The following is a 17,615-nucleotide window of genomic DNA, read 5'->3' as shown; positions in this document are numbered from 1 at the left end:
CTCCTCCTTAAATCTTAAACCCAATCTGTCCTGGTAGTATTTCTATAACTTCATCTTTTCTCTCATATGACTTTTTTAATAGCTCTTTTATTTCAAATTCAAATAAATACTTATCTTGATACTCCTCGCATTCTCTATCAAGTAATGTGACTTTAATATCATCTTCACATATCTCAACATCTTCCATCATGTTACACTCAATAACTCTCTCAAAAGCTATATCACTTAATATCTCTTTTATACCTTCTTCATTTAAGTTAGGACTAACCAAAGTAGCTACATCTACTCTATAAGTAACCTCTCCTTTAACAAGTTTTAGTTCTCTCATTACTCTTCACCTACCTATTTAAACTTCAATTAAATCTATATTTTGATAAGTATCTCCTATTACCTCAAGACAATAAATTCTATCTTCAAATTCTTCTTGTTCCCATGCTAATTCACTTAAACATTTAACATTATCATTCCAATTATCATCTATATAATAGGTAATATCATCATTAGCAATCATAAAACTTCCCATTTCAAATACTATCCAAGCATTAAAAGTTTTATTATTGATAGTTACTTTTACTATATCTTTTTCATATATCTCTTTACCATTCTTATCTTTTAATCCTGTATATTGCATTATTGGCAATTTTATATCTTCATCCTCTAAACCTACTCCATTATCAAAACATCTATATATAACTGCTTCAAAACAACCTTGTTTATTAAAATATGATTGAAATGTCCAATCTTTAATTTCCTCTCCTTCTTCTCCCATAAACCACATTTTATTATGTTCTTTATCCCATGCTCTAAACTTAAGTTCTCTACTCATACTTATTCCTCCTATAAATATCTTTTAACATATTCAAAATTCTTAGTTACTCTACATTTCTCTCTATCTTTCTTATCAAAGAAATGTATTGTATATACTTCACCGTATTTAATAACCTCATACTCATTGGTCCTTTTAAGAACTTTCTTTTTAAGCATATCAAATACACTAACTTGTCCTTCTAATACTTCCAATTACTTCACCTTCTTAATACCATAAAACTTCATCAAGATTTATCCATTCTTCAGCATCACAAAAATTTATTGCTCCATCCTCCCAATATCCTTCGTCTTGGTCAAACTTATAAAAATATACTTCTCCATCTTCATTAATAAAAGGATTTGTTATAGTATCATAAGGAGTTCTTCCACTTGGATAATATGTCATCACATCTTTACCTAACTCTTCGTTGTATATCTCTCCCCATTCAACCATGTTAGATTTCCATTTAAGCTCTATATCTGAATCTAATTCTTTTATAGCTAATAAAACATATCCTTCTTTTAGTCCCAAACTAGGTATATATTTTAAAACATAAGAAATCTTTCTAAGTATTTTTTTACCACTATAATGTGTTTCTTTATCCTCAATATCCAAATACTTTTTATCTGGATCATATTCTTTTAACAATAAAATATCTCCTACCTTAAAGTCTCTATCATCTTTTCTAATTTCAAAAGTTTTATTTCCTTTAACTACTTCCTCAAAATATATAGGTAGTATTTTTAATTCATGTATATTCAACTTTAACACCTCTCTGTATTTTTCTATAACTTTTTTATGAAATACATACACTCTCTTTGCTTGTTTACATTCACTAATGCTCTTGTTGGTATTTCTTTACCACAACTATATTGATTTTTATCTTTATCGAAAACATAACAGTTTCTACAATTTTTACATTGAACCGACATTATTAGCACCTCTCTTAATATTTCCTATAGTAATGAGCTATCCATCAGTAATACCATATATTCATCTCCTCCATTTGTTAATGGATTTCTAAATTCACTTAACGCCTTATAAAAGTCCTGTGCTTTTTCTTGTACAGTTTCACAACCTTCAATTTCACCTTTTTTATATTTTTCTAAAGCTTCTTTTCTAGTAATTATTCTAGGCTCTAACTCCATCTCTTCATCTTCTATATCAGCAACAATTTCTGTATATCCTTTAATTGCATTTTCTTGATTTTCAGCTACAACCAGTGCATAATATTCAAACTCACTAAAATCATAAAATTTAACCTCTATTGGATTAAATAACTCTTTCCTCTCCATCTTTAACACCTCTCCGTATCTTCCTTATAAACGCCGTAGAACGTTTTATCTATTAAGACAATATAACTATCCTCTTTCTCCATAAAAACCTCATGAACGCTATTTTTAGTTAATAGAGGATGGAGCCTTGTCCAATCCTCCAGTAACTTTATTTTAGGTTTATCAAAGAAACTTATTTGATTATTTATCATATTGTTTTTCCTCTAAATTCCTGTATACTTTATTAAAAATTTTATATAACATAAATATATATATTAATTTATATGAAAATTAAATATGGAAGGAGAATATGATGATGTTATATTTATTAACATTTATAGTTTTACTATATCTGTATCTTACATATAAGATATTAATGGTTAAGTCGTTGTCACCTGAAGAAAAGAAAACTTATTTTTTATCAGTGACAAAAGTACTTCTATGCTATATAGTAGCTATAAGTAATAAATAACAAAATTATCTAGGAATAAGAATGACAACTTATTCCTTGAGAAAAAGAGATAATTTTAAAAACAAATTCATCATATTCACCTTTTAAGATAGAGAGCTGTGTTTAAGCAGCTCTCTTTGTTATTTAATAGACTTTTTTTGAACATTTTTCTGAAAATTTTAGCAACCAAATTCTACCTCTATTATTTATAACAGTCTTACACCTTAGTAATAAAGCCATTACTAAATAAATATTTTACTTTTTATGATTTTTTCTTCTCTTAAGCTCTCTTTCTAAATCCTTAGTTGTAAGCTTTTCTAAAGATTTAAGCTTATCCAGATACTTCTTAGGTTTTATATCATCCTTTAATCTTCTAAGTTTTATATCTTCTATACCTAAATCAAAGAACATAAAATCAGCTACATTAGTTACTTCTGTATCATTTAAAATAACCCACCACATATTATTTATATTGTGATAAACCTTTCCCCTTTGTAGTCTACCTGTATAACTATTCCTAAAATATTTAATATCACCGTTATAAATTACTTTTCCATCTCTATCTTTATTATTAGTGTTATACTCACAAGTTGTACCATCTAACTCACTAAGATTAAACTTCATGTCTTTTTGTGGTTTATGACAACTTTCAACGTAATCATTCTTAATAAAATCTATAGCTGACTTATTGTCTTCTTTTGTATTATTTTTAACTCCAGGAACTATAGATTCTATAAATTCAGCTATCTTTTTAGTTTCATTAATCCACATTAGCTTTATTAGATATGGTGCTTTTTCAAACTTATCAAAATCATATTCTCCACCACTCCTATTTTTAAAGTTAATATTTTGGAAAAACTTAATTGCAAATCCTTTGGGATATCTTTTGGCTTTAAATTCTAAATCTCCTTTTCTTCCATACCATCTATCTTTATTTAAAGATTTATAATATTCTAAAACTTCTGGATCTCTTCCTACTTCAAATCCCCTATCCTTCATAAAGTTTAAAACTCTATGTAAAATAGGATAATGTGACCACTTATTTCTATCATTCCATCCATGACTTTCTTCTGTATCATTAACAAATGAAAAACTAAACAAACTTTTATTTATACTGTAACTATATTCTTTCATTTTAAAATTCTCCTATCTAATCTCACTCAATTCAAATTCAACTCTCTCGAGATCTTCCGTATATTCTTTTTTAACTCTAAAATCTGCTATATAAGCATCATCTTTATAAGCAATACCATTTAGGCTATCTAATATAATCTTTCCTATGTTATCCGCATCTGGTTTCTTTCTTGGCTTCTCTAATCCATCTCTTATAGCTTGTACACGCTTTTTACTATATGACTTATGTATTTTATAGTAAGCAATAATTAAAGCCCTTACAGAGCCTTCTAGGTATCTTCCATCTTGCTCCTTGTAACAATCTCTTACCAATTTCTCATACTCAACCGTATCTTTAGGAGTAAAGGCATGACCTCTACACACTCTAGGTCTAGCCTTTCCTCTTATCTTTCCTGTAACTACTACCTTCATAAACTACCTATCCTTTGAATTTATTACTCTTTCAGCATATCTAAACTGCTGCTTTATATAATCATCTTCATATGATCCACCACTCACTATCCAATCACCTATTCTGTGTTGAATATCTAAAATAACCTCTTCTGGTAATTTATCTGAGTGTTTTGTTAATTCTTTTATTGAATTTATCTTTACCACCTATATCCTCCAACTTTTACACTCCATCTTTTTCTAAGTCCAATATCTCTACACTTAAGATAAGCGTATACTTCTTTATCTTTCTTTTCTCTCTTAGCTGCTATGTCTTTATAAGTCATAATTCCAAGTTCATGTGGTGTATACATATCAAGCAAATTAACTTTCACTTAAATCGCCTTCTTTATCTAAAATTTTTCATTCTATAATTGAACTCTTCTCCATGGAATATAACTATATTTTTATCAACTCTCTCCATAATCCTACCTGCTAATGCTCCATCTAGTTGTTCTAAAATTTCTGGAGTACACTCTGTAGAAATAATCGTAGTTAAATCATTGTAATATCTATAATTTAATAAAGGATATATATGTTTCATATCTACCTCTGTCATATCAGCTATTATATTTCCGTTCCTAACTTTATCTTTGAATAGATCATCTATTACCAGGACCTCAGCATTCTTATATTTTTCTAGTAATGACATATACTTTTCAAAGTCTTTAGCATTACCTTTTAAGCCCATAATTGCCTCTGTATAAGGCATATATATAACCTTCTTATGCTTTTCTTTAAATAAAGCTACTCCAATTCCTATAGCCAAATGACTTTTACCTGCTCCAGGTTGTCCCATTAAAAGAAACCAATTATTTTCTTTCTTATCATCAAAGTTAAGAATATAGTTTATAACCTTTTGCTTAGCATTTTCAGTTAACTTGTCGTAAGGTTTATATTCTGATATTTTTTTAGCTTTACTAGGCTTAACCCCAAACTCACTCCATGCTCTTTCTATATCTCTATTAACCTTACAAGAACATTCCTTAGCAAGTGGTTGTAAATGCTCCCTATACTCCAAAATAAAGCCTGTATCCTTACATAAAGGACATTTATATTCCATTGATCTTGTTGTAGTCATATTTTTGCTCTGTTGTCTTGCCTTTGCTATTATCCTGTCTAAAGCTTCCATCGTTAACTCCTCCATTAGTTTTACTATAGTTACCCTCTAATACTTTAGGAAAGTTGTTAGGCTTAATAAACCAATCAAATGTTATTTCAAAGTCTTTAACCTTACCCATTAGAAAATCACTTTTAGGTATTTCATTGATAGCATTAAAAACTACCTCTTCTGAATATTGTTTAATTCTAGCTTTTAACATTTTATATCTATTAGTACCTGGAGTTATTGTTTTTAAGGTAGTAGACAATCCTAAAGAGTTCCACTTTTCTATTAATCGTTGTACTGTAGTACTACATAATATATCTTTAGATATATTATTATCTATACTATCCTTACCTAACCTAACCTGTGTATCCGAACTGTATCCATCTTGTATACAATTTGTATCCATACTGTATCCATCACCAATACATAAAGGTTTAATTTGATAATTCTTACTTTTATCTACTTCTAATTGGTCTAACTCTCCTTGATACAAAGTAGGTTTATATCTATCTTTCTGAATATAATTGTGTATTCTCCAATGCTTTATAACGCATATCCCGCTCTCAAATGGTATTATGAATTGCTTAGCTATAAGTAGCTTTAAATCATCATCTCCACAGCCTATCATTCTCTGTATCTTCTTAGGATTATTTACAAATCCATCATCATCAGCTCTCATACTTAAGTGAAAGTATAGAGCTTGGGTGGATAGTGGCATATCTAAAAATATGTCACTATCTATTATTGTTTTTGAAAACATTCTTCTTTCTGCCAAACCCCTCAGCTCCTTACATCTGTCTTAACTCATAAGCTTCATTTATCTTTTCTCTTAGCTCATTAAAAGAAGCTTCATCCATTGGTACTATAATGTCATCCCTATCTTTTATGCTTAATACAACTCTTTCAGTATCTCTTATATCTATAAAGAAGTTTTCCTCTTTTCCATACTTCTTAACTTCCTCTAGTTTTATCTCCATCCTAACTACCCCCTAGGCTTTCTTTTGACAATCCATACATAATACTTTTCCTAACTTTTTATATGAGAATCCTGCAACATTATAAGGCACCTCTTTCCCACAACCAGTACACTTATAGCTCTTATCCTTATTATCACTTTGAGTATTAGTACTATTATTTATATCTTTGTTACTTGCAGTATTTAATGATGGATAAGCTTGTCTATTTAAATTGTTATTCCAAATAACTAATTTCTTTATAACTTTATCCTCATATGCTATTTCTTTAACTTTAAACCTATCCATACAAGTAAATTTACCGTTACCTTTAGGTTTTATATTGCAATCCTTAGCAGCAATCCATATAAAAGGTGATGTATATAGTTCCCTTCCTATTCCCCAGTTAAAGCAGGCTCTTTTAAAACTATCACTTGCTTGTCCTTTTTCTTTTTCTGTAAAGCTCTCTGTTCCTGTATCCTCTTTACTTATCCATTGTTTTTTATCCTCGTCCCATATGCTTACAATACAATTTGCATTATCTCTAGTATGACTTCTTTGCCAGTTCATAGGTCCTACTGCTTCATCAAGAATATTCATGTCACATCTAGCATCTTTATAAAGTAATAATGATACGCCCTTTTCTGTTACTGTTGCTACTCTTACATCTATTTCACTTTCTTTTAAAGTTCTAAATTTTAACTCCATGGTTACCTCCTACTTTATTTGTAATGTTTTATTTTCAACTAACTCTGCACCTTCAATTACTTCTCCGCTCTTAAGTGCTTTACCTAAATCAGTCTTAGATATACTTTCAGTTGTTTTAACCTTTATAAACTCTTTAGGTATCTTAGTTTCATCTAGTACTTTAACTACCTTAGATTTTCTAAATGAAATTTTGAATAGCTTTCCTTCAACCTTATTTAACCCTATTCCATTCATTTCAAACTCAACATACTCTTTTAGTTTTTTTACTGCATTTTCTTTTTGCTTCTTTAAAGCTGATAATCTTTTTATCTCTTCATCTATTCCTATAGAATCTGCTTCTATTTCTTTTATAACCTTACAAGTATTCTCTATCTTAGTGTTTATATCATCCTCAACTTGTCCTAATGCTCCATGGATCATTTCAACTGTTAATCCTTCTTTTTCTCCCAAGTTGTCTAATAAACTTTCTAAATTTCTATAGTTCTGTGTTAATTCATATAATTTCATACTTAACTCCCCCTTTAATCTGTGTAAACTGCTGCTACAAAATTATTTCCGTTCTTAGTTACATAGCCACCAAAACAAGTATTACCATCATCACATAAAAGCAATATATCTAATTCACTTAAATTTTTATTAAGTAAAGTTCCTTTGTATGTTTTTCTAGCATAAGTTGTACTTATAGATTCAATTTTTATATCTTCTTTTCTATTTAATTCCTTGAATCTGTTATATCTTTCATCTCTTAAATCCTCAGCATTTTCAGCAAATGCCCAACCACTTATATTCATTTTTGAATCCTCCTTAAAATGTGTTATAATCTTCTTGAATAATTTCTTGAGTACATTGGTTACTTTGGTCGGTGCCAATGCACTCTCTATTTATTTCTTCCTCTATTAAAACGTTTAGAGGTTTGTCTACTGTTAGTTTGCTTAGTCTTTCTTGCACCACATCAGTTATCCTGTTAGCTACTCTTACTAAGTCCATAACCAACACCAAACCTTATAAGATGCATAAAAGAAAACTGTCCAAATAACTACACTTCCAATTAGTGCTACTAAGCATCCTCTATTTACTTTTTTCATCTATATCACTCCTTAAGCTACAAGAATTTCTCTTAGAGAGTTTATCGCTCTATTCTTACATCTTGATATAGTTTGCTGATGAACGCCTAAAATTTTAGCTACTTCTTTTTGTGTCTTTCCTTCGAAATAAAGTAGCTTTATAATTTCTTTTGAAGATTCATCTAGCTTACTTATAGCTATTTTAAGATCTATGCTCTCTAACTCTTTGTTCATATCGAAATCTCCAATAAGATAATCTAAAAGTTCAATTCTTTTTTCTACTTTTGATGATTTTATTTCTGCATTCAAAGAATCTATATATACTTTTTCATAATTCTCTTTCCCATCTACTATTTTTCTTATAAACTTACTTTTATCTCTAAAAATACTTTCTTTAATCTCATGTTCAATAGTAACTTTTGCAAAAATTCCAAAGCTTACGCCTCTTTCTTCATTAAACCTTTTTCCTGCTTTAACTAATCCTAAGAAAGCAGCTGAATTAATCTCATCAACACTTGTATCCCAATATTTACTATAGAAATTTGATGCTACTTTATAAGCTAATCCTATATAATCCTCTATGTTTATCATGTTAACCCCCTATTGCTACATTTAGCTTTTAAAAATTCTATATATGTGTATCTAAGCTATAAGACTTTCTCTTAAAGAGCTTATTGCTCTTTTCTTGATTCTAGAAATTTGGACTTGATTAGTTCCTAACAATTTAGCTACTTCATTTTGCGTTTTCCCTTCGAAGAAAAGTAACTGAATTATTTGTTTTTCTTTATCTTTAAGCTTGTTTATAGCAATCTTTAAATCTAGCTTTTCTATCTCATTATCAATTTCAAAATTAGAAACACAATTTTCTATAACCTCAATCTTTTTTCTTGAATCTAAAGATAAAGTATTATTAAGAGAAGAAATATTTACTTTCTCATAGACCTCTTTATTATCATTTCTTTTTCTGATAAATCTATTTTTATCATGAAAATACTCTGTTCTAATATATCCTCTCATTGTGTTTATTGCATAAGTTGAAAACTTAAAACCTTTCTTTTCATCAAATAAATTTGAAGCTCTAACAAGTCCTAACATTGCAATTGAAATTAATTCATCTAAAGGTCTTTCATCACCTTTTTTATAAACTTCATTTGCTACCTTATAAGCTAATTTTAAATGTTCTTCTGCTTTTATCATTATTTCATTCCCACTCCTTAAATTACATTTACTGAAAAGATAAAACTTAAAGCGCATCCAACAAATATCATTAAATACTTAAAACTTTTTTTAGGCTCTTTCTCATTTATAGATTTATCTAAAAAATAAACACTTAAAAATAAAGTTGTTGCTGTTGTTACTATTCCAAAGGCTATTTTTCCTCCTGGATTTAACATACTGTATTCTCCTTTTCTACTGTTTTTGTATAAGCAATATCTGCAAAAACCTCATTTACATATTCAACACTTCTTGCAGATGGTTGCTTTTTTATTTCAAAGTAAGAACCATCTATCCAACCGTTGCTTACAAATGGTTTTCCATCTACCCAAGACTTTTTAGGCTCAGACCGATTGTCTATTTTCTTCTTAGCCATTTCCTTGCCCTCCTTCGTTTATTTACCTTTAGCTCCATAAGGTTTTTAATAGAGCTTGTACTATTCATTCCCTTAGCATTAGTGGGATATACTATTTAACTAATGCTTGTCCAATATCCTTTTTTGACATTATCAATATTAAAGATTTAATTGACTTTGGTTGTTAAGCATGTCTATTTCTTCTTGTAAATAGAATGGAGCTTTATAACTCTCTGCAATCTCCTTAGCTTTACTTAAATGTTTTCTCTTTATAGCTTTGTAAGTATTGACATTAAATTGATCCTTTACAAACTTCCATACATTCTTATAAACTTTATTTGAAATTGATTTATCCTTATATGCAGGGCTACCATACCCACCTAAAGCATTTGTTCCTACTCTTTTTACTACTTTTTGAAGTTCCTCTGGTTCAGCACCTATTAAAGGTAAATCTTCTTGAAATTCTTTAAGTTCATTTTTAACCTCTTGAACCTCTCCTTTAACTTCTTTAAAGGCTTGTACTTGTGCTTCGAATAAATCTATTGCACTTGTTGGTTTTTTTCGTTCCTTTAATGCTTGTTCCATTTTATTAAAAGCTTCAATATATTTTAGTTTCCATTGAAGAGCTTTAGGTCCAGTAAATCCCATAGCTAATAATGTAAAACCATCTCTAGTCATTAAATACTCTTTGTACCATTGTTTATTTTGTTGATGTTGGTATTCACTTTCTATAAATAGGGTGTCGGAACTTTTTCCTATACCCAAAATTAATTTCTCAATACTGTTTACAACATCTTTATGCTCTCTTTCAAAATCACAAGCTATCTGTCTGCTGCTTACCACAAGTTGTCCATTTTGATTTGAAAGTTTTACACCTTCTATATCTTTGTTTTTAAAAATCATTAAATTATTCATCATCAGCACCACCTTCAATTTCATCTAAGATTTTAATAAGTGTACTTAAATACTCTTCCATATTTATTCCTCCTCAATCTCATTTGGTTTACACTTAAATAATTTAGATAAAGTATATATTTCCTTATCTGTAGCTTGGCGTTCTCCATTTTCGGCTCTTGCATAATGTCTAGTACTCATACCTAAATATTCTGCAATTTTATATTGCTTATATCCAAGCTCAATTCGTTTTTGTTTTAACTTTGTCATCAGTTCGTCGCCTCCCTTCCGTGCCTTTATTATGTCTTAAATTTAAGACATTTTCAAACATTATTTTACTTTGTTTTCGGTCATTTATCCAAATTATGTCTTTATTTCTACGATTTACTTCTTTTTTCTATGTCTTAATTTAAAGACATTAAAAACTGTAAATGTCTTGTTTTTCAGACATTTATCTGTTATTATATAGTTGAAAGGAGGAACATAATATGGAATTTAAAGAAAAGCTTAAAGAATTTAGAAAATCTAATTCTTTAACTCAAGTTGAGTTTGCTAAAAAATATGGTTTTTCTAGAACTACAATTACTGAACTGGAAAGTGGAAGAAAAACACCAACATTGAAAATGATTGAGAAAATTTCAGAAGCTACTAATACAAGAACATCTTTTTGGTTAGATGACAAAGATAATATTACATTTAATAATTTTGATGGATTAAAATTGATTTATCAAAAACTAAGAGCTACTGGCGATATAGATCAAAATGGAGTTATGAACTCTAAAGCTAAAAAGCTAGTTGATGAAATGGTTGCTGCTGAATTTAGATTATTAGCTCAACAAGAAAAATAAAAAAAAGAGTTAGAGGTTAATCCTCTATCTCTTTTAATATTTTTTCTAGTGTTTCTAAATAATCTTCCAAATAATCCACTCCCATTTGCTCTTCTTCATACGAACATATGTTCTGTTTTTTATAGCTTTATTTTACTAGATTTTAATATTTTTTGCAAATATATTAATTTATTAACATAATGTACATTTGTTACAAGTAAGATTGTAGAATATTTTACTCAAAAGATTAGCTGAAAGATTAAATATTAGCAGGGAGCTTGGAGTTAAGGAGAATTATATTTTAAAATTTAAATAACTTGGAGGTAACTTATATGAAAAGAATTGCTATTTATTCAAGAAAATCTGTCTATATAGAAGGTTCTATATCTATAGAAACACAGATTAATATGTGTAAGGAGTATATGCTTAAGAAATTTCCAAACTCTAAATTTGAAATATTTGAAGATGAAGGGTTTAGTGGAGGTAATACTAATAGACCAGCTTTCCAAAGGCTGCTTAAATTAGCTGAATTAAAACAAATAGATGTAGTTGTTTGCTATAAAATAGATAGAATAGCAAGGAATACTTTAGATTTTCTAAATATACTAGAAATGTTTAAACAAAACAATGTTGAACTTGTATCTATAACAGAAGGCTTTGACCCAAACACGCAAATGGGTAAAGTAATGCTTACATTACTAGCAAGTTTTGCTGAAATGGAAAGAAGTAATATACAACAAAGAGTTAAAGATAGTATGTTTTCTTTAGCTCAAAAAGGCAACTGGACTGGTGGAACTCCTCCTTTAGGATTCAAGATTAAAGAGAGTGGTGGACTTGAAATAGGCAATAAAAACTTAATATTAGATGTATTTAATATGAAATATAAGAAATATAGAAATACTGACATAATAGAATACATTAAAGAGAAATACGACCATACTTTTGTAAACACTACTTTATCCAATACCCTTAGAAAACCTATCTACGTTAAGAGCTCTAAAGAGGTTTCTATTTATTTAAAAACTAAAGGATATGAAATACTTAAAGAAGAGAATAATCTAAATTCTTATTACACTTATAAAAATAATAATAAAGATTACGCTATAGTTAACAATGATATAGAAGGGTTAATTGAACCGCATATTTGGATTGCGGTAAATAAAGCTATGGATGATAATTCTAATGGTGAAACAAATAGATTTAGCGAAAACTTTTGGCTAACTAAAACACTTAGATGCAAGTATTGTGGCAAGACTTATTGTGGACAAGTAAAAACTGTTAGAAGTAAATATACAAATAAATATGGAGAAACTAAAGAGTATATAGGAAACTATGAATATTACATGTGTAGAGATATGCTAAAAGGTAGATTAAAAACTTGTGAAAATACTAAGAGATTAAAAAGAGATTCTCTAGAACTTAAAATAGAAAAGCTGATATACGCACTTAAAGATAAATCATATTTCTTGAAAAAATATAAGGGTAGAGAAAAAATAAATATAAATGATCTGCATGATTTAGAATCTAAAATTAAGAAAATAGATAGTAGCATAGAGAATCTAACTGACAAAATAGCATTACTAAGCAATGAGGCATCTATGTTTTTAATAGATAAAATTGAATCCCTTGTAAAAGAAAAACAATCTATAAAAGAAAAAATTATAGATTTGGAATTAAGTACTTTAAGCAATTTTGATGTTACAGAAGATTCTATATATGAAAACATACTTAAGTTTAAAAAAGATTTGAGTGTAGAGCAAAAAAGAAATCTAGCCATGAATATATTTGAGAAAATAACATATGACTATAAAGCAGATAAATTTGAGGTTTATTTTAAATAATTTTTTTGTTTAATTAAACATTATAGCACTACCGCCAGTTGCATGGAAGAAGCTTCCGTGTGGTAAGTGGTCTAAAACTGTAGCCCCAGCATGTATCATAGCCGCTGTAGCAAGTGGTGCAACTCCAAGTTGAACGATTGTTGGTCCAAATACTGATGTAGCCACTGCTGTTCCTGATGTAGTAGAAGCTGTCGCCGCTGACATAAGTATTCCTGAAACTGGTGCTAACATGAAGCTTGGTAAACCTAAAGTATTTATTCCACTTATAATAACATCCTTTAATCCTGAGTTAGCAATTATTCCTGCTAAAGTTCCAGTTCCTATTAAAAGGATTGCAACTCCACTCATCTTAGCTAGTCCATAAGTAGCGTATTGGTTAATATGCTTAACTTTTCCCATAGCTATTATTCCACACATACCACCGACTGGTAATGCTATTAATGGATCTATAGCAATTCCTGCTAATGGTCTTAACATTAATAATACTATTGCCACTAATGGTCCAACCATAGCTGGTAAGAATCCTGGCATATCAGTAACTTCTTTCATATGTTCCTCTGAACTAACTAAAGAACCTTTTTTCTTTATTCTACTTGCTAATATACATGTAACTATAACTCCAAATATAGCTGGTATAATACCTGCTATCATAACATTTGTTAATGAAACTCCTAAATTATCAGCCGCTGCAATTGTGTTTGGGTTTGGAGACATGATATTCCCGGCCTTCCCTCCTCCAACCATTGCTAGTAATATAGCCGGCTTACTTAAACCTGATTTGTGAGCGATTGCTAAAGCTATTGGAGATACTGTTATTACTGAAACGTCTACAAAAACTCCAACCATTGTTAATACCATAGTAGCTATGGCTAAAGCTATAAGAGCTCTTGATTCTCCTATTTTCTCAACTATAGTCTCTGCAATCTTAGCTGCGGCACCGGATTCAATTAAAACTCCTGCTAGTACCCCTGCTGTAAGTATTCTTAAGATAGCAGGCATCATGTTTTTTGCACCATCCATCATTAAATTAACTGTTCCTGTTAGCCCTGCTCCACCAACAAGCCCACCTATTAAAGCTCCTAATATAAGTCCGTATGCTGGATGAACCTTTTTTATAATAAGAGTAATTGCAACAACTAATGCAATCACTGCTCCTAAAGCTGTAACTGTTACGTCCACAATAAATTCCTCCTTTTTTAATAAATCTAAAACTTAACATATTCTTAATTTTGTTAACGAATTTCATTGTATAAGTTTTCATTTTTAAAATCATTATTAAATTTTCCTAATTAAAAAGGTTTTCTTTATGCATATGCACAAAGAAAACCTATACTTTTACTTTAATTCATTTGCTATATATGTAATCATAAATTGAAATAAATCCAGATAATTATCAAAGCTTAATCCTGTTATTTCCTCAATTTTCTCCAGTCTATAATTTAATGTATTTCTATGTATATGTAGTGCCTCTGCTGTCTTTTTTCTCTCTCCACTATGCTTCATATAAGCTGTAAAGGTTTCTAATAATTCTTCTCCCATATTTTCTTCTAATATCTTATTTTTGATAACTTTCCATTCTTCTTCATCAAGAAAATTATCTAAAAAACTAAAAACTTTTACTTTTGAATACTCATAAAAGAATTCATCTTTATATAATTTTTTTCCTATATCAACTGCTTCAACAGCTTCATTCATTGATTTAGAAATAATTTTATGTCTTGCACTTATTCCTATTCTAGAATTTGTATCCATCATTATCTCTTTTAATTCCTTTAAGCGCTTATATAATAAATTATTATATAATAAAATCATAACTATTCTGTTTGAAGTTAAATTTATATAGTACTCATCATCTTTTATAAATCTCTTTACCTTTTTCACAATTTCTTTAAATTTATCTTTCTCAAACTCTAAAACTAAAATTATTCTATCTAAGGAAATGTTAACCCCTACATTAGCACCTCTTTGTATGAACTCCAAATCATAAGATTCTTTTAAATATAACCATTCGTAAAGAAATTCTTCCTTTAATCTTTCTTTTACTATGTGCTTGTTTAGAGTATATTCTTGGTTTATTAAAAGCTCAGCAGTAACAGTTACAAGTTGTGTAAATTGTCTAACTTTCTTAGGATTACCAGTTATCCCAATAACCCCTATAGCCTTGTCCCTAAAGAATATTGGTGAATTTACTCCAGACTTAACTTTATCTCCATCCTTAGATATTTCTATTACTTTCTTTACTTTTAAGGCTTCTAAAGCACCATTATGCAGCATTCCAATTCTACTTGAATCACCACTTCCTATTATTATCCCTTCATGATTCATTATGTTCACATTGTAAGGAATAACTTCCATCATTTTATTAACTATGTTTTGAGCTAGTTCCCTATTTAACATCATACTACGCTAAGTAAAATTTAAAATTTTATTATACTTAACTCCTCCTCTCCATAAACTGATACTAGCAAAAAATTTAAACATTTACAATAACTTAATAAAGAAAAGGATACAAGGCACAATTACCTTGCATCCTTTAAGATCTAAACATAACTCTTTTCTTTGTTAAATATATTTACTTTCTTAAGAGTAAAATATCCTATAAAACTAAAAATAATGCTTGGTACAACAAATATCATATCAATTGGAAATATAATTGCTGAAATCAAATAAAGAATTCCTGCTGTTAAAGCAAACCCTCTTTTATTTTTTATATATGAAATCCAATTAAATATTGTAGCTAAAGCAAATAAAATCATATGTGGTATCACTATAATTACCGCAATTAATGATATAGCCTTTTCTACATCAACATTACTTATAACCCCTACAAAAAAATAAGCTGCAAAAAATCTAATTAAAAGTAAAGAATAAATTAAGCCTAGTATTCCTGATACCAATAATGCCTTTGAACGCTTCTGCTTCATTCTCTAAAAAAACACTCCTATAATTCTTATATTCGTTTAATAATAACCTACTTAGAATTGTATTGGGCTATGTTTTATGTATGCATTAATTTTTAGCTAGTTATTAATATAGTCTACTATTCTATTTAAAAATCAACACTAATTTAAAACATAGCCTTATACTAAAATATTTTTATAGTTTTCCTAGTTATCATGTTATCTAAATTCATGTACTATAATGCTAATTTGTAGATTTCAAAAACATCAGCTGTATTTAATTTCACGAAATTACCAATAGTGTGTGCATCATTATCTGTACATTTTTTAGCCATTTCTTCTAGTCTATCTTCTCCTATTTCTAGCTCTTTTAAAGTTATTGGAAGATTTATTGATTTAAAGAATTCCTCGAGTTTTTTAATTCCTTCTAAAGCAATTTCTTCTTTAGTTTTACCCTCAACTTGAACATCAAAAACTCTAGTAGCAAATTGGTTAAATCTATCTAAATCATGCTTATAGACAAACTTCATCCAAGCTGGGAATATAACTGCTAAGCCTGCTCCATGAGTTACATCATATATTCCACTTAACTCATGCTCTATTTTATGTGATGCCCAGTCTGTTTCTCTTCCTGTACTTAGAAGATTGTTGTGAGCTATTGTTCCTGACCACATAACTTCTGCAAAACTATCATAATCTTCTTTATTTTTTAATACCTTAGGAACATTATTTATAACTGTTTTCATTGTTCCTTCAATTAATCTATCTATAAGTTCTACATTTTTTGTATTTGTAAAATATCTTTCCATTAAATGAGCTAAAATATCTGCACTTCCTGCAGCTATTTGATACTCTGGTAAAGTAACACATAATTCTGGATTTAACATTGAAAACTTAGGATATAAAAGTGGTGATCCTGTTGATCTTTTGTACCATCCGTCTTCGTTAGTTATAACAGTTCCTGAGCTTGACTCGCTTCCTGCTGCTGGAATTGTAAGTACTGTACCTATTGGTAACGCTTTTTCTATATTTAGATTCTTAGTAAAGAAATCCCATACATCCCCTTCATAAGGAACTCCAAGAGCTATGGCCTTAGCTGAATCAATAACACTTCCTCCACCAACTGCAAGTATAAAATTAATATTGTTATTTTTACAAAGCTCTATACCTTTTTTAACTAAACTTAATCTTGGATTAGGTTTAACTCCTCCAAGTTCAATAACATGTAACCCAGCTTTATTTAAAGAATCTAAAATTCTATCATATAATCCATTTTTTTTGATACTTCCTCCACCATAATGGAAAAGTATCTTACTTGCACCTAAATTCTTAATTTCCTTCCCAACAGTTAATTCGACTCCTCTACCGAAGTTAATTTTAGTAGGATTATAAAAAGTAAAATTTTCCATTCAAATCATCCTTTCTATTTTTTCTCATATTGTTTTAGTTTTCCAAAATAATTACGTTTACAATATTATATATTACTTTTTACATTTAGTAAAAGATTCTACTAATATATTTTAAGGTCTTAATTATGTTTAAAATATAATAAATTATTAAATAGAAAAGGCAACCTTCCCTTAAAGGCTGCCTTTTCGTAATACCTAGTTTCCCTAAGCAAGCTATTGCTTGCTGTTTTCTTTAAGTAATTAGA

29 protein-coding genes are annotated in these 17,615 nt (G+C 29.0%); 2 read left to right on the top strand and 27 right to left on the bottom strand.

The features are described from left to right. Positions 1-7 precede the first annotated feature (7 nt). The 23 genes from AC2JAQ_RS04505 to AC2JAQ_RS04395 all read right to left on the bottom strand — a co-directional run bounded on the left by AC2JAQ_RS04505 (position 8) and on the right by AC2JAQ_RS04395 (position 10,663). The gene (locus AC2JAQ_RS04505; RefSeq protein WP_488458113.1) at positions 8-328 is read right to left on the bottom strand and encodes a hypothetical protein; all 321 of its coding nucleotides are present in this window, start codon (positions 326-328) and stop codon (positions 8-10) included. A gap of 18 nt (positions 329-346) precedes the next feature. Beyond that, entirely contained in the window at positions 347-826 is a 480-nt protein-coding gene (locus AC2JAQ_RS04500) for a YopX family protein (protein ID WP_488458112.1), read from the bottom strand. A gap of 11 nt (positions 827-837) precedes the next feature. Next, the gene (locus tag AC2JAQ_RS04495) at positions 838-1,020 is read right to left on the bottom strand and encodes a hypothetical protein (RefSeq protein ID WP_488458111.1); all 183 of its coding nucleotides are present in this window, start codon (positions 1,018-1,020) and stop codon (positions 838-840) included. Positions 1,021-1,033: 13 nt separating this feature from the next. Beyond that, positions 1,034-1,570 (bottom strand): ASCH/PUA domain-containing protein, encoded by a 537-nt coding sequence (locus AC2JAQ_RS04490; protein WP_488458110.1) that lies wholly within the window; start codon positions 1,568-1,570, stop codon positions 1,034-1,036. Between the two features lie 23 nt (positions 1,571-1,593). Further along, on the bottom strand, positions 1,594-1,740 hold the full coding sequence (locus tag AC2JAQ_RS04485) for a hypothetical protein (protein WP_488458109.1): 147 nt from the start codon (positions 1,738-1,740) through the stop codon (positions 1,594-1,596). 24 nt (positions 1,741-1,764) lie between these two features. Then, the gene (locus AC2JAQ_RS04480) at positions 1,765-2,103 is read right to left on the bottom strand and encodes a hypothetical protein (RefSeq protein ID WP_488458108.1); all 339 of its coding nucleotides are present in this window, start codon (positions 2,101-2,103) and stop codon (positions 1,765-1,767) included. A gap of 685 nt (positions 2,104-2,788) precedes the next feature. Further along, on the bottom strand, positions 2,789-3,667 hold the full coding sequence (locus AC2JAQ_RS04475) for a hypothetical protein (protein ID WP_488458107.1): 879 nt from the start codon (positions 3,665-3,667) through the stop codon (positions 2,789-2,791). Between the two features lie 12 nt (positions 3,668-3,679). Further along, positions 3,680-4,078: a RusA family crossover junction endodeoxyribonuclease gene (locus tag AC2JAQ_RS04470; RefSeq protein ID WP_488458106.1), complete on the bottom strand. Its 399-nt coding sequence runs from the start codon at positions 4,076-4,078 to the stop codon at positions 3,680-3,682. A gap of 3 nt (positions 4,079-4,081) precedes the next feature. Further along, the gene (locus tag AC2JAQ_RS04465) at positions 4,082-4,264 is read right to left on the bottom strand and encodes a DUF6877 family protein (protein ID WP_488458105.1); all 183 of its coding nucleotides are present in this window, start codon (positions 4,262-4,264) and stop codon (positions 4,082-4,084) included. Further along, a complete protein-coding gene (locus tag AC2JAQ_RS04460) occupies positions 4,258-4,431 on the bottom strand; it encodes a hypothetical protein (protein WP_003449198.1) in 174 nt (57 codons plus the stop codon). Before AC2JAQ_RS04460 ends, AC2JAQ_RS04465 begins: the two co-directional genes overlap by 7 nt. 14 nt (positions 4,432-4,445) lie before the next feature. After that, a complete protein-coding gene (locus AC2JAQ_RS04455; RefSeq protein ID WP_488458104.1) occupies positions 4,446-5,228 on the bottom strand; it encodes an ATP-binding protein in 783 nt (260 codons plus the stop codon). After that, positions 5,149-5,979, bottom strand: a complete 831-nt coding sequence (locus AC2JAQ_RS04450) for a phage replication initiation protein (protein WP_488458103.1) — start codon at positions 5,977-5,979, stop codon at positions 5,149-5,151. Before AC2JAQ_RS04450 ends, AC2JAQ_RS04455 begins: the two co-directional genes overlap by 80 nt. A 13-nt stretch (positions 5,980-5,992) precedes the next feature. After that, the gene (locus AC2JAQ_RS04445) at positions 5,993-6,181 is read right to left on the bottom strand and encodes a hypothetical protein (protein ID WP_003460790.1); all 189 of its coding nucleotides are present in this window, start codon (positions 6,179-6,181) and stop codon (positions 5,993-5,995) included. Between the two features lie 12 nt (positions 6,182-6,193). Beyond that, positions 6,194-6,865 carry a hypothetical protein gene (locus AC2JAQ_RS04440; protein WP_488458102.1) on the bottom strand — a complete coding sequence of 224 codons (672 nt, stop codon included), beginning with the start codon at positions 6,863-6,865 and terminating at the stop codon, positions 6,194-6,196. Between the two features lie 9 nt (positions 6,866-6,874). Further along, positions 6,875-7,372 (bottom strand): siphovirus Gp157 family protein, encoded by a 498-nt coding sequence (locus AC2JAQ_RS04435; RefSeq protein ID WP_488458101.1) that lies wholly within the window; start codon positions 7,370-7,372, stop codon positions 6,875-6,877. Positions 7,373-7,386: 14 nt separating this feature from the next. Beyond that, positions 7,387-7,656: a hypothetical protein gene (locus AC2JAQ_RS04430; RefSeq protein ID WP_488458100.1), complete on the bottom strand. Its 270-nt coding sequence runs from the start codon at positions 7,654-7,656 to the stop codon at positions 7,387-7,389. Positions 7,657-7,669: 13 nt separating this feature from the next. Beyond that, complete coding sequence (locus tag AC2JAQ_RS04425) at positions 7,670-7,852, bottom strand: hypothetical protein (RefSeq protein ID WP_488458099.1); 183 nt, start codon at positions 7,850-7,852, stop codon at positions 7,670-7,672. Between the two features lie 110 nt (positions 7,853-7,962). Continuing rightward, entirely contained in the window at positions 7,963-8,520 is a 558-nt protein-coding gene (locus AC2JAQ_RS04420) for a sigma-70 family RNA polymerase sigma factor (protein WP_488458098.1), read from the bottom strand. Between the two features lie 51 nt (positions 8,521-8,571). Then, positions 8,572-9,126, bottom strand: a complete 555-nt coding sequence (locus AC2JAQ_RS04415; protein WP_488458097.1) for a sigma-70 family RNA polymerase sigma factor — start codon at positions 9,124-9,126, stop codon at positions 8,572-8,574. 17 nt (positions 9,127-9,143) lie between these two features. After that, entirely contained in the window at positions 9,144-9,323 is a 180-nt protein-coding gene (locus AC2JAQ_RS04410; protein ID WP_488458096.1) for a hypothetical protein, read from the bottom strand. Beyond that, on the bottom strand, positions 9,317-9,520 hold the full coding sequence (locus AC2JAQ_RS04405) for a hypothetical protein (protein ID WP_488458095.1): 204 nt from the start codon (positions 9,518-9,520) through the stop codon (positions 9,317-9,319). The genes AC2JAQ_RS04410 and AC2JAQ_RS04405 overlap by 7 nt, the downstream gene beginning before the upstream one ends. A 138-nt stretch (positions 9,521-9,658) precedes the next feature. Beyond that, positions 9,659-10,417, bottom strand: coding sequence for an ORF6C domain-containing protein (locus AC2JAQ_RS04400; protein WP_488458094.1), 759 nt, complete (start codon positions 10,415-10,417; stop codon positions 9,659-9,661). Positions 10,418-10,477: 60 nt separating this feature from the next. Beyond that, entirely contained in the window at positions 10,478-10,663 is a 186-nt protein-coding gene (locus AC2JAQ_RS04395) for a helix-turn-helix domain-containing protein (protein ID WP_488458093.1), read from the bottom strand. Positions 10,664-10,881: 218 nt separating this feature from the next. Here AC2JAQ_RS04395 and AC2JAQ_RS04390 point away from each other — a divergent pair, with 218 nt between their 5' ends. Beyond that, a complete protein-coding gene (locus tag AC2JAQ_RS04390) occupies positions 10,882-11,241 on the top strand; it encodes a helix-turn-helix domain-containing protein (RefSeq protein ID WP_488458092.1) in 360 nt (119 codons plus the stop codon). Positions 11,242-11,552: 311 nt separating this feature from the next. After that, the gene (locus tag AC2JAQ_RS04385; protein ID WP_488458091.1) at positions 11,553-13,061 is read left to right on the top strand and encodes a recombinase family protein; all 1,509 of its coding nucleotides are present in this window, start codon (positions 11,553-11,555) and stop codon (positions 13,059-13,061) included. A gap of 9 nt (positions 13,062-13,070) precedes the next feature. On the opposite strand, the gene AC2JAQ_RS04380 is transcribed toward AC2JAQ_RS04385, so the two are convergent. The 4 genes from AC2JAQ_RS04380 to AC2JAQ_RS04365 all read right to left on the bottom strand — a co-directional run bounded on the left by AC2JAQ_RS04380 (position 13,071) and on the right by AC2JAQ_RS04365 (position 17,370). Next, complete coding sequence (locus tag AC2JAQ_RS04380; protein WP_488458090.1) at positions 13,071-14,240, bottom strand: GntP family permease; 1,170 nt, start codon at positions 14,238-14,240, stop codon at positions 13,071-13,073. Between the two features lie 156 nt (positions 14,241-14,396). Further along, positions 14,397-15,458 carry a CdaR family transcriptional regulator gene (locus tag AC2JAQ_RS04375; protein WP_488458089.1) on the bottom strand — a complete coding sequence of 354 codons (1,062 nt, stop codon included), beginning with the start codon at positions 15,456-15,458 and terminating at the stop codon, positions 14,397-14,399. Positions 15,459-15,601: 143 nt separating this feature from the next. After that, the gene (locus AC2JAQ_RS04370; RefSeq protein ID WP_488458088.1) at positions 15,602-15,985 is read right to left on the bottom strand and encodes a hypothetical protein; all 384 of its coding nucleotides are present in this window, start codon (positions 15,983-15,985) and stop codon (positions 15,602-15,604) included. 212 nt (positions 15,986-16,197) lie between these two features. After that, on the bottom strand, positions 16,198-17,370 hold the full coding sequence (locus tag AC2JAQ_RS04365; protein WP_488458087.1) for an iron-containing alcohol dehydrogenase: 1,173 nt from the start codon (positions 17,368-17,370) through the stop codon (positions 16,198-16,200). Between the last annotated feature and the right edge of the window lie 245 nt (positions 17,371-17,615).

The sequence above is a fragment of the Clostridium sp. LIBA-8553 genome, from assembly GCF_057782465.1.
The sequence above is the reverse complement of the archived record's forward strand: the minus strand, read 5'-3'. Positions and strand labels throughout refer to the sequence as shown.

What these genes read in the sequence shown, in the direction of transcription:
- AC2JAQ_RS04435 (WP_488458101.1), bottom strand. Translation starts at nt 7,372, where the DNA reads ATGAAATTATATGAATTAACACAGAACTATAGAAATTTAGAAAGTTTA.
- AC2JAQ_RS04410 (WP_488458096.1), bottom strand. Translation starts at nt 9,323, where the DNA reads ATGTTAAATCCAGGAGGAAAAATAGCCTTTGGAATAGTAACAACAGCA.
- AC2JAQ_RS04400 (WP_488458094.1), bottom strand. Translation starts at nt 10,417, where the DNA reads ATGATGAATAATTTAATGATTTTTAAAAACAAAGATATAGAAGGTGTA.
- AC2JAQ_RS04480 (WP_488458108.1), bottom strand. Translation starts at nt 2,103, where the DNA reads ATGGAGAGGAAAGAGTTATTTAATCCAATAGAGGTTAAATTTTATGAT.
- AC2JAQ_RS04475 (WP_488458107.1), bottom strand. Translation starts at nt 3,667, where the DNA reads ATGAAAGAATATAGTTACAGTATAAATAAAAGTTTGTTTAGTTTTTCA.
- AC2JAQ_RS04470 (WP_488458106.1), bottom strand. Translation starts at nt 4,078, where the DNA reads ATGAAGGTAGTAGTTACAGGAAAGATAAGAGGAAAGGCTAGACCTAGA.
- AC2JAQ_RS04430 (WP_488458100.1), bottom strand. Translation starts at nt 7,656, where the DNA reads ATGAATATAAGTGGTTGGGCATTTGCTGAAAATGCTGAGGATTTAAGA.
- AC2JAQ_RS04420 (WP_488458098.1), bottom strand. Translation starts at nt 8,520, where the DNA reads ATGATAAACATAGAGGATTATATAGGATTAGCTTATAAAGTAGCATCA.
- AC2JAQ_RS04440 (WP_488458102.1), bottom strand. Translation starts at nt 6,865, where the DNA reads ATGGAGTTAAAATTTAGAACTTTAAAAGAAAGTGAAATAGATGTAAGA.
- AC2JAQ_RS04395 (WP_488458093.1), bottom strand. Translation starts at nt 10,663, where the DNA reads ATGACAAAGTTAAAACAAAAACGAATTGAGCTTGGATATAAGCAATAT.
- AC2JAQ_RS04500 (WP_488458112.1), bottom strand. Translation starts at nt 826, where the DNA reads ATGAGTAGAGAACTTAAGTTTAGAGCATGGGATAAAGAACATAATAAA.
- AC2JAQ_RS04370 (WP_488458088.1), bottom strand. Translation starts at nt 15,985, where the DNA reads ATGAAGCAGAAGCGTTCAAAGGCATTATTGGTATCAGGAATACTAGGC.
- AC2JAQ_RS04445 (WP_003460790.1), bottom strand. Translation starts at nt 6,181, where the DNA reads ATGGAGATAAAACTAGAGGAAGTTAAGAAGTATGGAAAAGAGGAAAAC.
- AC2JAQ_RS04425 (WP_488458099.1), bottom strand. Translation starts at nt 7,852, where the DNA reads ATGGACTTAGTAAGAGTAGCTAACAGGATAACTGATGTGGTGCAAGAA.
- AC2JAQ_RS04505 (WP_488458113.1), bottom strand. Translation starts at nt 328, where the DNA reads ATGAGAGAACTAAAACTTGTTAAAGGAGAGGTTACTTATAGAGTAGAT.
- AC2JAQ_RS04390 (WP_488458092.1), top strand. Translation starts at nt 10,882, where the DNA reads ATGGAATTTAAAGAAAAGCTTAAAGAATTTAGAAAATCTAATTCTTTA.
- AC2JAQ_RS04385 (WP_488458091.1), top strand. Translation starts at nt 11,553, where the DNA reads ATGAAAAGAATTGCTATTTATTCAAGAAAATCTGTCTATATAGAAGGT.
- AC2JAQ_RS04455 (WP_488458104.1), bottom strand. Translation starts at nt 5,228, where the DNA reads ATGGAAGCTTTAGACAGGATAATAGCAAAGGCAAGACAACAGAGCAAA.
- AC2JAQ_RS04375 (WP_488458089.1), bottom strand. Translation starts at nt 15,458, where the DNA reads ATGTTAAATAGGGAACTAGCTCAAAACATAGTTAATAAAATGATGGAA.
- AC2JAQ_RS04485 (WP_488458109.1), bottom strand. Translation starts at nt 1,740, where the DNA reads ATGTCGGTTCAATGTAAAAATTGTAGAAACTGTTATGTTTTCGATAAA.
- AC2JAQ_RS04405 (WP_488458095.1), bottom strand. Translation starts at nt 9,520, where the DNA reads ATGGCTAAGAAGAAAATAGACAATCGGTCTGAGCCTAAAAAGTCTTGG.
- AC2JAQ_RS04365 (WP_488458087.1), bottom strand. Translation starts at nt 17,370, where the DNA reads ATGGAAAATTTTACTTTTTATAATCCTACTAAAATTAACTTCGGTAGA.
- AC2JAQ_RS04415 (WP_488458097.1), bottom strand. Translation starts at nt 9,126, where the DNA reads ATGATAAAAGCAGAAGAACATTTAAAATTAGCTTATAAGGTAGCAAAT.